Source organism: Cupriavidus sp. OV096, from assembly GCF_900115455.1.
GTDB lineage: Bacteria > Pseudomonadota > Gammaproteobacteria > Burkholderiales > Burkholderiaceae > Cupriavidus.
Genome location: NZ_FOWM01000005.1, coordinates 73,255 through 86,789, shown reverse-complemented (window position 1 = coordinate 86,789; position 13,535 = coordinate 73,255). Strand labels below are relative to the sequence as shown.

Sequence of the window (13,535 nt, the reverse complement as noted above, 5' to 3'; positions counted from 1 at the left end):
GACCCGGCATGACATTCAACCCGTCCAAGCGCAGCTTCCTGCGCAACACGCTCGGCACCGCGGCTGCGGCTGCCACGCTCGCATCGTTCCCGCCCAGCATCCGCCGCGCCCTGGCCATCGAGGCGAACAACGCCACTGGCACGATCCAGGACGTCAAGCACGTGGTGCTGCTGATGCTCGAGAACCGCTCCTTCGACAGCTATTTCGGCACGTTCAAGGGCGTGCGCGGCTACGGCGACCGCTTCGCGATCCCTCTGGCGAACGGCAAGAACGCGTTCTTCCAGACCGACGCCACGAACAACACGATCACGCCCTATCGGCTTGACGCCACGCTGGGCAACGCGCAGCGCGCGGGCAGCACCCCGCATACCTGGCCCGATGGGCAGGCGGCGTGGGACCACGGGCGCATGAATCGCTGGCCCGTGGCCAAGAACCGGCTGTCGATGTCGTACTACGACACCGCCGAGGTGCCGTTCCAGCGCGCGCTGGCCGATGCGTTCACGCTGTGCGACGCCTACCACTGCTCGATGCACACCGGCACGATCCCGAACCGCCTGTTCTACTGGACCGGCACGAACGGCCCGAGCGGCGCCAACGTGGCGGCCATGGTCAACGAGTTCAATGGCGGCAATGACGTGGGACCGTCGACCCAGGGCTGGACGTGGAAGACCTACGCCGACCGCCTGGTGGATGCGGGGGTGAGCTGGAAGGTGTATCAGAGCCTGGCCGACAACTACGGCTGCAACGAGATGATGAGCTTCCAGCACTGGCGCACGGCGATGGAGTCGATGCCGGTGGCACGGCGCCCGGTGGCGCTGCCCGGCACCTCGCCCGCCTACGATCCGACGATCGACGACGCGCTGAGCCCGCTCGCCAAGGGCTTTGGCAACACCATGCCCGACGGCCTGCTCCAGTCCTTCCGTGACGACGTGCAGAACGGCACGCTGCCGGAAATCTCGTGGATCATCCCGCCGTCGCTCTATAGCGAACACCCGGGGCCGTCGAGCCCGGCGCAGGGCGGCTGGTACGTGCAGCAGGTGCTGGACGCGCTGACCGCCAACCCCGAGGTCTTCAGCAAGACCGTGCTGCTGATCAACTACGACGAGAACGACGGCTTCTTCGACCACCTGCCGCCGCCCTCGGCCCCGTCGCGCAATGCCGATGCCACGCTCGCCGGCGGCAGCACGCTCAGCGATGCCGACATGGCCTTCGAGTATCACAACTACGCGCCCGCCACGACGAACCAGTCGGCCAGCGATGGCAAGCCTTACGGTCCGGGCCCGCGCGTGCCGATGTGGATCGTCTCGCCGTGGAGCCGCGGTGGTTTCGTCAACTCGCAGGTCTTCGACCATACGTCCACGCTGCTCTTCCTGGAAAAACGCTTCGGCGTGAAGGAGCCGCAGATCGGCGCCTATCGCCGCGCCGTGTGCGGTGACCTGACCTCGGCCTTCAACTTCGTCAGCCCGAACAAGGACGCCCTGCCGACGCTGGCGGGCCGCAGCACCAAGGTCACGGTCGACAACCTTGCGCTGACGCAAAAGGCTTCGGTCGCGATTCCCGTGCCGGCCACGCCCGTGTTGCCGCCGCAGGTGGCCGGCACGCGTCCCTCGCGCGCGCTGCCGTACGAGCTGCACACCACGTCCCGCATCGACGCCGGCGCCAAGACCGTCACGCTGATGTTCTCGAACACCGGAACGGCTGGCACGGTCTTCCACGTCTACGACAAGCTGCACCTCGACGCCATTCCGCGCCGCTACGTGGTGGAGGCGGGCAAGAGTCTGGACGGCCTGTGGAACGTGGCGGCCGACAACGGCAAGTACGATCTGTGGGTGCTGGGCCCGAACGGCTATCACCGCGAATTCGTGGGCGACCTGAACGAGCAGTCGGCTGCCGGCGGCACGGAAATCCAGGTCTGCTACGAACCGTGCGATCCGCCCGTGCTGCAGGTCAAGCTGTACAACCGCAGCGACAAGGCCTGCACGTTCAGCGCGAGCGCCAAGGCCTATCGCACGGACGGCCCGTGGGGCCAGAAGGTCGAGGCCGGCAAGGCGGGCGAGCTGACCTGGACGCTCGGTGACAGCGGCAACTGGTACGACTTCGAGATCAGTTGCGATCTGGCACCGTCGCTCCGCCGCCGTATCGCGGGCCGTATCGAGACCGGCAAGGATACGGTGAGCGATCCGGCCATGGCTCAGCTGTCGTAACCTGCCTTGGCTTGACCCGTCCGCCTTCTACGGCTGGCGGGTCATGCGCCACGGCGGCCTGGGCCCCAGCGCGTTGCGCAGCATCTCGACGAATCGTTGCGTGCGCATGGAAGACTGGCGCGACTGCGGCACCAGCGCCATCACATCCGCATCGGGCAGCCGGTACGCTGGCAGCAGCGCCACCAGCCGCCCGGCGGCCAGTTCATCGGCCACATCCCATTCCGACCGCGCCATGATGCCCTTGCCGGTCAGGCACCAGTGATGAACCACGTCGCCATCATTGCTCTCCATCGTGGGACGCACCCGTACGGTCAGGTCCCGTGATCGCGCTGGGCGATGGTTCCTGTCGCCGTCGCCGTCGTCTTCGGCAAAGCGCCACAGCGTCACATCCTCGTCGTTCTCCCTGAGCACCAGGCAGGCGTGCCGTTCAAGGTCCGCCGGCGTCTCCAACGGCGGGGCCTTGGCGAGGTATTCGGGCGCGGCGCACAGGATGCGACGGTTCGGGGCAAGGCGATGCGCAATCCAGCGCGAATCCGGGATCGTGCCGATGCTGACCAGCACGTCGAAGGCATCGCGGCCATGCACGGGTTGGCGCGGCAGCATCAGGTTGTCCGACAGGTACAACTGCACCTCGAGATTAGGATGGGTGCTGTGAAACTGCGCCAACAGCGGTCCGAGGTAGCGGCGCCCGAAGCCAAACGGCCCGTGGACCTTCAGCTTGCCCGCCACAACCTGACTACGCTGCTGTAGCGCCTCTTCGATCACCTGCATCTGCTCCAGAACGCCAGTGGCGTGCTGCGCCAGGAGGTGTCCTTCGTGCGTCAGTTGCAGGCGCCGCGTGGTCCGCTGGGCCAGCCGGGTCCCCAGGCGCGCCTCCAACTGGCTCAGCCGCTTGGTCACGGCCGGCGGCGTGACATTCTCTTCCCGGGCCAGGGCGGCCAGGCTCCCCAGACGGTCCAGCGCCAGGATGAACCGCAGATCCTCGATGTCCAGCTTCATTATTAACCTGTAGGTGAATGAAGCCATTCTATGGCATTAACCACCTGAGGGTCCGGCCCCTCTACACTGCAAGGCTCGAACCTCCAGCGCGTGCTGGCACTCGCATAACGGATTCCCATGAACTTGCAAGCACTTGAAACGCCGGTCCTCGTGCTGGACCGCCTGAAGATGGAGCGCAATATCGCGCGGCTGCGAGACCGCCTTGCGCCCTTCGGCGTCACGCTGCGACCACACGCCAAGACCAACAAGTCCGCCGACGTCGCGTCTCGCATCGGCGCACCGGGCACGCCCATCACCGTGTCAACGTTGAAGGAAGCAGGCTACTTCCTCGACCACGGCTGGCGCGACATCCTGTACGCAGTGGGCATCGTGCCGTCCAAGCTGCCCCATGTCGAAGACCTTCTGCGACGCGGCGCCGCGCTGACGCTGTTGCTGGACAACGTCGAGGCCGCCCACGCACTCGCCAACTGGTGTCGCGAACGCGCCCTGAACGTGCCGGTGTTGATCGAGATCGATACCGACGGGCACCGCTCGGGCGTCAAGCCGGCGGACCCGGCATTGCTCGATATCGCCGCCGCACTGGGCAAGGACGAAGGCACGGGCGCCTGGCTCGCGGGCGTGCTCACCCATGCGGGCGATTCCTACAATTGCCGTTCGGCCGAGGCCATCGAAGCCGTCGCCGAGCAGGAGCGCGCCGGCGCGGTCCAGGCGGCGGAACGGCTGCGCGCCGCCGGTTACCGGGCGCCGGTGGTGAGCGTCGGCAGCACGCCTACCGCGCATTTCGCCCGCTCGCTCGAAGGTGTGACGGAGGTCCGGGCCGGCGTGTTCGTGTTCTTCGATCTGGTGATGCACGGCATCGGGGTCTGCAACGTGGATGACATCGCCCTGTCGGTGTTGTGCACGGTGATCGGCCACCAGCGCGAGAAAGGCTGGCTGATCACGGACGCGGGATGGATGGCGATGTCGCGCGACCGTGGCACCGCGAAGCAGCCGATCGACCAGGGCTACGGGCTGGTGTGCGATATCGACGGCAAGCCGCTGCCGGATCTGGTGATGGTCGATGCCAACCAGGAGCATGGCATCGTCAGCCATCGCACGGATCCGTCCGCCACGCCGATGCTGCCGGTCGGCACGCTGTTGCGCGTGCTGCCCAATCACGCGTGCGCCACTGGGGCGCAGCATGGCGCCTACACGGTCGTCGCGGGCAGCACTGTGGTGGAAGCGCAATGGCCTCGTTTCGGGGGATGGTGAGCACGGTTTTGCGATAGCATGGCGCCGGTAACCAGGATCAGAAACACAAGGAGACCCGCGCTTGCCCGAAGCCCTCCCCGCCAGCCCCGCCGGCGAGATTCCCACCTTCGAGACATCGGATTTCGCGGGCGATGGGTCGTTCTACTTCGACCTCGTACGGCTGCAGGACCGCGACGACATCCCGCGCGGCTTCCTGCATCGGCACAACTACTATCACCTGCTCTGGATGACCCGGGCGAGCGGCACGCACATGCTCGACTTCGCGCATTTCGACGTGCGCGACCACTCGGTGTTCTTCCTCTCGCCCGGGCAGGTGCATGCCTGGACGTCATCCGTGAAGCCGCACGGCTACGTGCTGAACTTCAGCACTGACTTCTTCGCCCGGATGTTTCCGCGCGCCGACGACGCCGCGAAATTCCCGTTCTACCACCCCACGCGCGCCCAGAGCGCGCTCTATCTCACGCCGCACCAGCATGACGGCCTGCTGCCATTGCTCGACGAGATGGAGCAGGAGGCGCGGAATCGCCAGCCCGGCTTCCCGGACGTGGTGCAGGCCTGCCTGCTGATCCTGCTCACGCGCCTGCGCCGCCTGTGCCCCGAGAACGAGCCCGCCGGCGGCGTTGGCCCGCATCAGGCCCTCACGCGCCGCTTCACGATGCTGGTGGAAACCCACTACCTGCGCTTCGGCACGATCGGCCAGTACGCCGAGGCGCTCTGCGTGAGCGAGCGCCAGCTCAACGAGGCAGTCAAGCGCACCCTGGCGCGCACCGCCAGCCAGGTGGTACAGGAACGCGTGGTGCTGGAAGCCAAGCGCTGGCTCAGCAACACCGAAACCGGCATCGCCGAGATCGCGTTCCGGCTCAATATCGAGGATCCGGCCTACTTCGCGCGCTTCTTCAAGAAGCAGACCGGCCTCACGCCGGGCGATTTCCGCAGGAAGCACTGCCGTCCGCTCGACTAACGCGCGTAAAAGTCCAACTCAACGTCTGATCCGTCCTAACACTGCCGCCACGCGCGTGCGTACAGTGCTCCTCATGGTGCATCCATAAGCACCAAAAAGTACCAAAAGCACAGGAGACAGACATGTACCGAGTCATCGCCCCGTTGCGGGGCCTTGCCGTGGCCGCCGTATTGGCCGTTATCCCCTTCAGCGCGATGGCGGAATACCCCGATCATCCCCTGCGCATCATCGTGCCGTTCGCCGCTGGCGGCGCCACCGACGTGATCGCGCGCACCGTGGCGCAGGCCATGTCGGCCCGGCTCGGGCAGTCGGTCGTGGTGGAGAACAAGGCCGGCGCCAATGGCAATATCGGCGCCGTCTCGGCCGCACGCGCGGACGCCGACGGCTACACGCTGCTGATGGCCACGTCGAGCCATGCCATCAACGCATCGCTCTACCAGAAGCTCAACTACAGTCTCACGCGGGATTTCGTAGGGTTGTCGAACCTGGCGTCCGTCCCCCTGCTGCTGGTGGTGAATCCGACCGTACCGGTCAATTCGGCGGCCGAACTCGCCGCCTACGCCAAGTCCAACGCCGGCCGTGTCAATTACGCGTCGGGCGGCACCGGCACCGCCTCCCATCTGGCCGGCGAGCAGTTCAGCACGCTGGCTGGTACGAAGATGACGCACGTGGCCTACAAGGGCGGGGCGCAGGCGCTCAATGACGTGATGGGTGGCCAGGTGCAGGTCATGTTCGCCAACCTGCCCGAAGTCCTCGCGCAAGTGCAGAGCGGCAAGCTCAAGGCACTGGCGGTGACGGGCAACAAGCGCCACGCCGCCCTGCCCGACGTGCCCGCCTTCTCCGAAACGCCGTTCCAGGGCATGACCGCGCGCTCGTGGTTCGGCCTGTTCGCACCGGCCGGCACGCCGAAAGCTGCCGTCGAGAAGCTCTCGCAGGCCATCGTCCAGAGCGTGGCCGACCCCGCCGTCAAGGATCGGCTGAAAGGGCTGGGCGCCGACCCGGTCGGGGACGATCAACCCGCATTTCAGAAATACGTGAATCAGGAAGTGGCGCGCTGGGCCGTGCTGGTCAAGCAGTCCGGCGCCACCGTCGATTGACGCCACGCATCGCCATCGCCATCGCTATCCCTGGAGGAAACCCCATGCTGTACGACGTTCGCACCTACACCTGCCGCCCCGGCACGATCAAGAAACACCTGGCGCTGTATGCCGAGCACGGCTACGAGACCCAGAGCCGCCATCTGGGCAAGCCGCTGGCCTATATGCAAACCGAGACCGGCAATGTGAACAGCTACACGCACATCTGGGTCTATGAAAGCGCGGCCGACCGCGAGGCCAAGCGCCAGGCGCTGCAGAAGGATCCGGCCTGGGGCGAGTACCTGAAGATAAGCGCCGACGCCGCCTACCTGATCAGCCAGGAAAACCGGCTGATGACGCCGGTGTCGTTCTTCAAGCCCTAGCCGGCACGGGTGGCCTACAGCCGCCCGGCCCAGTACTCCCGGAACGCCCGGCGAGGATCCTCCTGCGCGCGGGTGCCGGAGGCCTCGCCATCGAATACCAACGTGGTGCGCCGCGTAGCCGAATACGCTGGCCATTGCGGGGTCTTGGCATTGGCGGGGTCGCCCGTCGCGGCGAAGCTGACCCAGGCGCTGGCCAGTTGATCGGCCAGACGCAGGCTGGTGTCGCTCGGCCCGTTCAGCCCCATGCGGATGTCGTGCAGACTCGGTCCGATATCGACGCCATGCGGCGCGCCATAGCGGCCGCCGTAAGCCGGGCTCGGCGTCTTCCACAGATATGTCCACACCGGCGCGCTGTTGCCACTGGCGTGCGCGGCGGCCTTGCGATCCGCCTGCAGCTGGGCGATGCGACGGAACGTCATGTCCGTATCGATCCGCGCCTGCAGCACGAACGGCGTGGCACGCGGGTCCTCATCCCGATACATCGCCACCAGACGCGACGCGTCGTCGCCCACGCGCGTCTGCGCGAATCGCAGCAGCCCGGCATCGTCGAGATCGAAATTGATCTGGCGGTACGCGCGCTCGTCCAGCGTCGTGCTGATGATCATCGGCACCTGCGACGAGATGGCCGGCGCATCCGGATCGAACGGATGGCGGGGAATCGCCACACCGTCTATCGACGGCGCGAAGGCGCGTGGCGCCTCGCCCTTCAATCGGTCTGCGGCTTCGAAGCGCATTTGCGCCGCCAGCAGTTGCTCGAACGGCAGCGTATGCAGTCGGTCCACCGAGCCCTTGCCGATCTGGAGCGTGGACAGGTACTTGGCCGCGACCTCCGTGGACTGCGCCGCCGTCAGCACACGAATGCCCGAACCGCTCATGACGCCAGCGCGATGAAACAGCCCCTGCGCCGACGGCATCGCCATCAGCGTGCTGGTCTTGAGGCCGCCGCCCGACTGGCCAAACACCAGCACGCGCGACGGATCCCCGCCGAACGACTCCACGTTCTCCCGCACCCAGCGCAGCGCCGCGACAATATCGAGCATGCCCACCGCGCCCGACTGCGCATAGCGCTCGCCGCCGGCCTCGGCCAGATTCAGATAGCCAAACGAGCCAAGCCGGTGATTGATGGTGATGAACACCACGTCGCCAAAGCGCGCCATCATCTCGCCGTCGAACTGCGGCGAATTGCCCGATCCCGCATAGAACCCGCCGCCGTGCAGATGCACGAGCACCGGCCGCTTCGCGGCCTTTGCGGGCGATGGCGTCCACAGGTTCAGCACCAGGCAGTCTTCGCCCATGCCGCCCGGCTGCAGATCGTAGGCGATCAGGTCCGCGTAGGCACGGCGCCGGTCGGCCGGCATCTGCGGCGCGTAGTTGCCGTAGGCGGTGGCATCGCGCACGCCGCTCCACTTCGCCACCGGCTGCGGCGGCATGAAGCGGTTGGCACCGCCTGTGTCGGCGCCGTAGCGCAGGCCCTTGAACACGTGCACGCCCCCTGACCGCAGGCCCCGCACCTTGCCATCGGCGGTCTCGACCACCGAGAACACCGGATCTTCTGCCATCGCGCGCACGCTTCCCGTGACCGCACTCCCCGCCGTCAGCACGGCAGCCGACTTCAGCCACTGCCTGCGCGACATTCCCTTGTGCTCCATCGCCCCTCCCTTTCTTTTGGTCTTGTGTTTGTCTGCTGCGTGATGCGACCTTACTTGCCCGTAAAAGCTGGCTTGCGCTTTTCCTTCCACGCGAGCGCGCCTTCGCGGATGTCTTCCGATTGCGTCGCGCGCCGGATGTCCTCGGCAAGCGCCGCGGTGTCCAGGTCTCCGCGCGCGATCGCGTTCAGATGCCGCTTCATGCCCTGCACGGCAATGGGCGCCAGCCCGGCGATGGTCCCGGCCAACTGCGCCGCACGCTCGCGCAGTTGATCCGCGGGGAGCAGTTCGGTCAGGAACCCACACGCCAGCATCTCGGGTGCCTGGATCCGTTCAGCGGTCAGGAACAGGCGCTTGGCGGCATTCAGGCCCAGCCTCGTCACGTAGCGGCGCATGCCGCGCTCATAGAAATGCAGGCCCAGGCGCGCGGCTGGCATGAACATCTCCACGGCGTCGGTGCCGAGCCGGAAGTCGCACGCCAACGACAGGTCCGTGCCGCCGCCGTAGACGCCACCCTGGATTTCGGCGATGGTCACCGCGCGGCAATCCTCCATCGCATTGACCAGCGGCTCGAAGCCCGCGCCACGCTGGCCGGCGGCGAGCTTGCCGATATCGAAGCCGCTGCAGAAGTACTTGCCCGTGCTGCGCAGGATCAGCACGCGGACATCGCTGCCGTTCACGGTTTCAATGTGCTGCAGCAATGCCTGCAGATCGTCAGGGCCCAGCCGGTTGGCCACATCGGGGCGCTGCAGCGTCAGCGTGGCCACATGGGCGGCAATATCGAGCGTGGGAAGCAAACCTTCGGAAGCCATGCGTCAAATCTCCGGATCAAGAAAGGGTAGTCTCTCGCGCTCGCAGCGCGACGTCGAATCGTTCGATGCGCGCCTGCGCGAAGGCCGGACGCTGCTGCACGCGCTGCCACCAGTCGGCCACCGCCGGCATGCGGTCTGCCGCCATGGCCTCTGGCGCGAGTTCGGCAATCCGCGCGATAAACGGCACCGCGGCGATATCGGCCAGCGAATAGTGTGGGCCCATCAGCCAGGGCCCGTTGTCGAGCATCGATGCCATCTTCGGCAGCAATGCCAGCAAGGCGTCGAGCGCCGCGCGCTTCTCCTCGTCCGAGTACGGCTTGCGTGCGATACGGCGCCAGGCTTCGCGCCGCTCCGGTGTCGGGATGCGCGCAAGCTTCCCCGCCAGATCCGCATCGCTCCATTGCGACGCCACGGGCTGCAGCGCGATGCTCCAGTTCAGGATCAGCAGGTTAGGCAGCAGCTTGTCGTCGGTCCAGCGGACGAAGTTGCGCATCGTGGCCCGCGCATACGGGTCGGCCGGGCGCAGCGGGGGATGCGGCAGGGCGTCGTCGAGGTATTCGCAGATCGTGCCGCTTTCGTACAGGAAACGGCCATCGTCCAGCACCAGCGCCGGCACCACGCCGTTCGGATTCATCGCCAGGAACGCTGGCGAATGGTGCTCCTGCGCGGCCAGATCGACAGGCACGCTCTCGTAATCGACGCCCTTCTCCGCCATACACAGCCGCACGCGGCGCGACGCGCTGGATAACCAGCCGTGGAACAGTCTCATGTGGGCGATCTCCGGTCAGGGAATCAGCACGGTGGCGCCCGTCGTGGCGCGGCCTTCGAGGCTGCGATGGGCCTCCCGGACGTCGGACAAGGCAAAGCGCTGCCCCACCTCCAATCGCAGGTGCCCTGCTTCCACCGCCGAGAAAAGCGCCAGCGCCGCGCGACGTAGCGACGCCGCATCGGCGATGAACGTACGCAGCGTCGGCCGCGACACGATCAGCGACTTCGCATGCAGCAGCTGCAGGTCGAATGCTTCCACGTCGCCGGACGCGGTGCCGTAGTTGATGGCCATCCCGCATGGCTTCAGGCATTGCAGCGATGGCACGAAGACGTCCTTGCCGACCGCGTCGTAGACGACGGCGACACCCTTGCCCTGTGTCAGCGCCATGACTTCCGCGACAAAATCCGTGCCGCGATAGCAGATCACGTGATGGCAGCCGTGGTCCAGCGCCACGCGGCGCTTGGCTTCGCTGCCCACGGTGCCGATCACTGTCGCGCCGAGCGAGCGCGCCCATTGCGACAGCAGCACGCCCATTCCGCCGGCCGCCGCATGCACCAGCACCCCATCGCCGGGCTGCACCACATACAGCCGCCGCAACAGGTACTCGGCCGTCAGTCCCCGCAACAGGGTGGCGCCGGCCACCTCCTCGGAAATCGTGTTCGGCAGCGGCACGACGCGATCGGCCGGCACGTTGCGCGTGACCTGATACGCGCCCGGATACATGGCCGCCACGCGCTGCCCGACCACAACGCCCGACACCTCCCGCCCGACCGCCGTGACGATGCCCGCGCCGACCGATCCCAACGTGATGGGAAACGGCGTCGGCGTGTGCGGGCCATGGGCGCCGCTGCGCTGGTAGATGTCGGCGAAGTTCAGGCCGATAGCCGATTGCCGGATCTGGACTTCGGCGGCTGCGGGCGCAGCAACCGGCACTTCGTCGAGTTCGAGCACGTCGGCGTCGCCATGCTTTCTTATACGGACTGCGTTCGTATGCATACGGTCTGTGGTCTCCAAGCCGGCGGGAGGTATGCCCGGCTCCGCTGCAAAAAGTGGCCTATTGGCCGTAGGTGGGCCGGGGGAAGCGTAGCGCATGTGGGGTCAAGTCGCATCATGGTAAATCCGTATACGTATATTTATGCTGCCTATTCGTATACTTTACCGGCGATAACGAATTCTCGAAGAGGACCGATGACTCACGACGCACCGCTGTCCGGCTACACCGTCCTGGATCTTTCCATCGCCCGCGCCGGCCCGGTTGCCGTGCGGCTGCTGGCGGACTGGGGGGCGGATGTCATCCGCATCGAACCGCCACCGCCGCGCGACCGCGGCTCGGTCACCGGGCGCCGCCGGGGCTCGGACGAACAGAATCTGCATCGCAACAAGCGCAGCCTCTGCCTGGACCTGAAGACGCCCGAAGGGGCTGAGATCCTGGCCACGCTGGTGCGCCGCGCGGACGTGGTGGTGGAAAACTTCCGTTCCGTGGTGAAGGAGCGGCTGGGCCTGACCTATGAACGCCTGAGCGCGCTGAACCCGCGTGTGATCCTGGCCAGCATTTCCGGATTCGGGCAGGACGGCCCGTACTGCGAGCGCCCCGGGCTCGACCAGATCGTGCAGGGCATGTGCGGACTGAGTTCGGTGACCGGCATGCCCGGGGACGGTCCGCTACGCGTGGGTATCGCCATCTCGGACACCACGGCCGGCATGTTCCTGGGGCAAGGCATCCTGCTGGCGCTGCTGCAACGCGAGCGCACGGGACGCGGCCAATGGGTCCACACCTCGCTCATCGAGGCGATGCTGAACAAGCTCGATTTCCAGGGCGCACGCTACACGGTGGAAGGCGTGGTGCCCACGCAGCAAGGCAATGCGCACCCCACGCTGGCCCCGATGGGCACGTATCGATGCCAGGATGGCGTCGTCAACATCGCCGCCAGCACCGACCGCATGTGGACCCACTTCTGCCAGGCGCTCGGCGCGGATGCGCTGTTGGCCGATACCTCGCTGCACAGTGCCGCCGGGCGAAATGCACAGCGCGAGCGGGTCGACGCGGCAATCAACGATTGCACAGCCGCGTTCACCGCCGCGGAGCTGACGGACAGGCTCAACGCCGTCGGCGTGCCGTGCGGCCCGGTCTTCGATATCGGCCAGGCGTTCGAGGATCCGCAGGTCCAGCACCTGCGCATGACACGCCCCGCCGACCACCCCGAACTGGGACCGCTGGCGCTGCTGCGTTCGCCGATCAACCTCTCCGCCGCGCCGCATCCCGAGCGATTCTTCAGCGCGGCGCCCGACCCCGGTGCCCATACGGACGCCATCCTGCGCGACCTGGGCTACGACGATGCCCGCATCGGCCGATTGCGTGAAGCCAATATCGCGGCGTGACCGGCCGCACCCGACAAGCCAAAACAATAAGCGGAGACAAGCGATGAACCCTCGATACTTGCGCGCCAGGCGCGTACTCGCGATGGCGGCGCTGGCGGCAACGTTCGCCTCGCCCGCGCTCGCGGCCGACGACTACCCGAATCGCCCCATTCGCGTGCTGGTGGGCTACACGCCGGCCGGCGCGGCCGACTACGTGGCGCGCATCTTCGGCGAAGCCTTGTCCAAGCAACTCGGACAGACCATCGTCGTCGATAACAAGCCCGGTGCGGGCAGCACGCTGGCCTCCACCGCATTGGCCAGCGCCCCGCCGGACGGCTATACGCTGGCGTTGGCCACGGCCACGCTGTATGGCATCGACCAGCGGCTCTACAAGGCGCGCTACAAAGGGGAGGATTTCACGCCCATCACGCGCCTGACCGTCTCGCCGTTGATCCTGGCCGTCAACAAGAACCTGGGTGTCGCGGACGTCAAGGCGCTCGTGGCCAAGGCGAAGGCCGATGCGGGCGGCTTCAACTACTCGTCGTCCGGCATTGGCGGTTCGCCGCACGTGGCGGGGCTGCAGTTCGAGAAAGCCACGGGCGTGCGCATGACGCATGTGCCGTACAAGGGCGGCGCGCCGGCCTTGCAGGCCGTGGCAGCCGGTGAAGTGCAAATGTCATTCGGGACGGCCGCCTCGGTGTTGCCGATGGGCACGCAAGGCGTCGTGAAGATGATTGGGGTGACGACGCCGAAGCCGTCCGAAGTGGCGCCCGGCCTGCCATCGCTGGCCGAAACCGGGCTCCCGGGGTTCAACTTCACGTTCTGGTTCGGTCTCTATGGCCCGGCGGGCTTGCCCCCGGAGATTCGGGACAAGATCTTCGCGGCCACGCGCAAGGTCATGGCCGACCCGCAAATCCGCGCCAAGCTGGCCGCCAATGGCAGCGAAGTGTCGCTATCGGAATCGCCGGCGGAGTTCGGCGCGTGGGCCTCCGCCGATGGGCGCAATGCGCTGGAGCGTATCGTGCAGGCCGGCGTGAAGCTTGATTGACGAAGATCTGACAATGAAGAGCCCCGGC

Annotated in this window: 12 protein-coding genes; 7 read left to right on the top strand and 5 right to left on the bottom strand. The window is 66.8% G+C overall.

Features of this window, described 5'->3' with window-relative positions; translation table 11 throughout:
• Nucleotides 1-8: 8 nt before the first annotated feature.
• Nucleotides 9-2,204, top strand: a complete 2,196-nt coding sequence (locus BM115_RS13360) for a phosphocholine-specific phospholipase C (RefSeq protein ID WP_092294540.1) — start codon at nt 9-11, stop codon at nt 2,202-2,204.
• Nucleotides 2,205-2,231: 27 nt separating this feature from the next.
• Here BM115_RS13360 and BM115_RS13355 read toward each other — a convergent pair whose 3' ends face one another.
• Complete coding sequence (locus BM115_RS13355; protein ID WP_218158030.1) at nt 2,232-3,230, bottom strand: LysR family transcriptional regulator; 999 nt, start codon at nt 3,228-3,230, stop codon at nt 2,232-2,234.
• Between the two features lie 90 nt (nt 3,231-3,320).
• Here BM115_RS13355 and BM115_RS13350 point away from each other — a divergent pair, with 90 nt between their 5' ends.
• The 4 genes from BM115_RS13350 (at nt 3,321) to BM115_RS13335 (ending at nt 6,874) form a co-directional block, all read left to right on the top strand.
• On the top strand, nt 3,321-4,454 hold the full coding sequence (locus tag BM115_RS13350) for a DSD1 family PLP-dependent enzyme (protein WP_092294536.1): 1,134 nt from the start codon (nt 3,321-3,323) through the stop codon (nt 4,452-4,454).
• A gap of 61 nt (nt 4,455-4,515) precedes the next feature.
• Nucleotides 4,516-5,415, top strand: a complete 900-nt coding sequence (locus BM115_RS13345) for a helix-turn-helix domain-containing protein (RefSeq protein ID WP_092294534.1) — start codon at nt 4,516-4,518, stop codon at nt 5,413-5,415.
• A gap of 122 nt (nt 5,416-5,537) precedes the next feature.
• A complete protein-coding gene (locus BM115_RS13340) occupies nt 5,538-6,512 on the top strand; it encodes a Bug family tripartite tricarboxylate transporter substrate binding protein (RefSeq protein ID WP_092294532.1) in 975 nt (324 codons plus the stop codon).
• A gap of 44 nt (nt 6,513-6,556) precedes the next feature.
• Nucleotides 6,557-6,874 (top strand): NIPSNAP family protein, encoded by a 318-nt coding sequence (locus BM115_RS13335; protein WP_092294531.1) that lies wholly within the window; start codon nt 6,557-6,559, stop codon nt 6,872-6,874.
• Nucleotides 6,875-6,888: 14 nt separating this feature from the next.
• Here BM115_RS13335 and BM115_RS13330 read toward each other — a convergent pair whose 3' ends face one another.
• The 4 genes from BM115_RS13330 to BM115_RS13315 form a co-directional block, all read right to left on the bottom strand.
• Nucleotides 6,889-8,508: a carboxylesterase/lipase family protein gene (locus BM115_RS13330; protein WP_255370809.1), complete on the bottom strand. Its 1,620-nt coding sequence runs from the start codon at nt 8,506-8,508 to the stop codon at nt 6,889-6,891.
• A gap of 65 nt (nt 8,509-8,573) precedes the next feature.
• Entirely contained in the window at nt 8,574-9,332 is a 759-nt protein-coding gene (locus BM115_RS13325; protein WP_092294528.1) for an enoyl-CoA hydratase/isomerase family protein, read from the bottom strand.
• Between the two features lie 16 nt (nt 9,333-9,348).
• On the bottom strand, nt 9,349-10,101 hold the full coding sequence (locus BM115_RS13320; RefSeq protein ID WP_092294526.1) for a glutathione S-transferase family protein: 753 nt from the start codon (nt 10,099-10,101) through the stop codon (nt 9,349-9,351).
• A 15-nt stretch (nt 10,102-10,116) separates the two neighbouring features.
• Nucleotides 10,117-11,097: a quinone oxidoreductase family protein gene (locus BM115_RS13315; RefSeq protein ID WP_092294524.1), complete on the bottom strand. Its 981-nt coding sequence runs from the start codon at nt 11,095-11,097 to the stop codon at nt 10,117-10,119.
• 192 nt (nt 11,098-11,289) lie between these two features.
• Here BM115_RS13315 and BM115_RS13310 point away from each other — a divergent pair, with 192 nt between their 5' ends.
• Nucleotides 11,290-12,480, top strand: a complete 1,191-nt coding sequence (locus BM115_RS13310; RefSeq protein WP_092294522.1) for a CaiB/BaiF CoA transferase family protein — start codon at nt 11,290-11,292, stop codon at nt 12,478-12,480.
• Between the two features lie 43 nt (nt 12,481-12,523).
• On the top strand, nt 12,524-13,507 hold the full coding sequence (locus BM115_RS13305) for a Bug family tripartite tricarboxylate transporter substrate binding protein (RefSeq protein WP_369823418.1): 984 nt from the start codon (nt 12,524-12,526) through the stop codon (nt 13,505-13,507).
• Nucleotides 13,508-13,535: the final 28 nt, after the last annotated feature.

Excerpts from the sequence above, each read along its gene's own strand:
- BM115_RS13320 (WP_092294526.1), bottom strand. The coding sequence starts at position 10,101 with ATGAGACTGTTCCACGGCTGGTTATCCAGCGCGTCGCGCCGCGTGCGG.
- BM115_RS13350 (WP_092294536.1), top strand. The coding sequence starts at position 3,321 with ATGAACTTGCAAGCACTTGAAACGCCGGTCCTCGTGCTGGACCGCCTG.
- BM115_RS13325 (WP_092294528.1), bottom strand. The coding sequence starts at position 9,332 with ATGGCTTCCGAAGGTTTGCTTCCCACGCTCGATATTGCCGCCCATGTG.
- BM115_RS13355 (WP_218158030.1), bottom strand. The coding sequence starts at position 3,230 with ATGGCTTCATTCACCTACAGGTTAATAATGAAGCTGGACATCGAGGAT.
- BM115_RS13340 (WP_092294532.1), top strand. The coding sequence starts at position 5,538 with ATGTACCGAGTCATCGCCCCGTTGCGGGGCCTTGCCGTGGCCGCCGTA.
- BM115_RS13330 (WP_255370809.1), bottom strand. The coding sequence starts at position 8,508 with ATGTCGCGCAGGCAGTGGCTGAAGTCGGCTGCCGTGCTGACGGCGGGG.
- BM115_RS13360 (WP_092294540.1), top strand. The coding sequence starts at position 9 with ATGACATTCAACCCGTCCAAGCGCAGCTTCCTGCGCAACACGCTCGGC.
- BM115_RS13305 (WP_369823418.1), top strand. The coding sequence starts at position 12,524 with ATGAACCCTCGATACTTGCGCGCCAGGCGCGTACTCGCGATGGCGGCG.
- BM115_RS13335 (WP_092294531.1), top strand. The coding sequence starts at position 6,557 with ATGCTGTACGACGTTCGCACCTACACCTGCCGCCCCGGCACGATCAAG.
- BM115_RS13310 (WP_092294522.1), top strand. The coding sequence starts at position 11,290 with ATGACTCACGACGCACCGCTGTCCGGCTACACCGTCCTGGATCTTTCC.
- BM115_RS13315 (WP_092294524.1), bottom strand. The coding sequence starts at position 11,097 with ATGCATACGAACGCAGTCCGTATAAGAAAGCATGGCGACGCCGACGTG.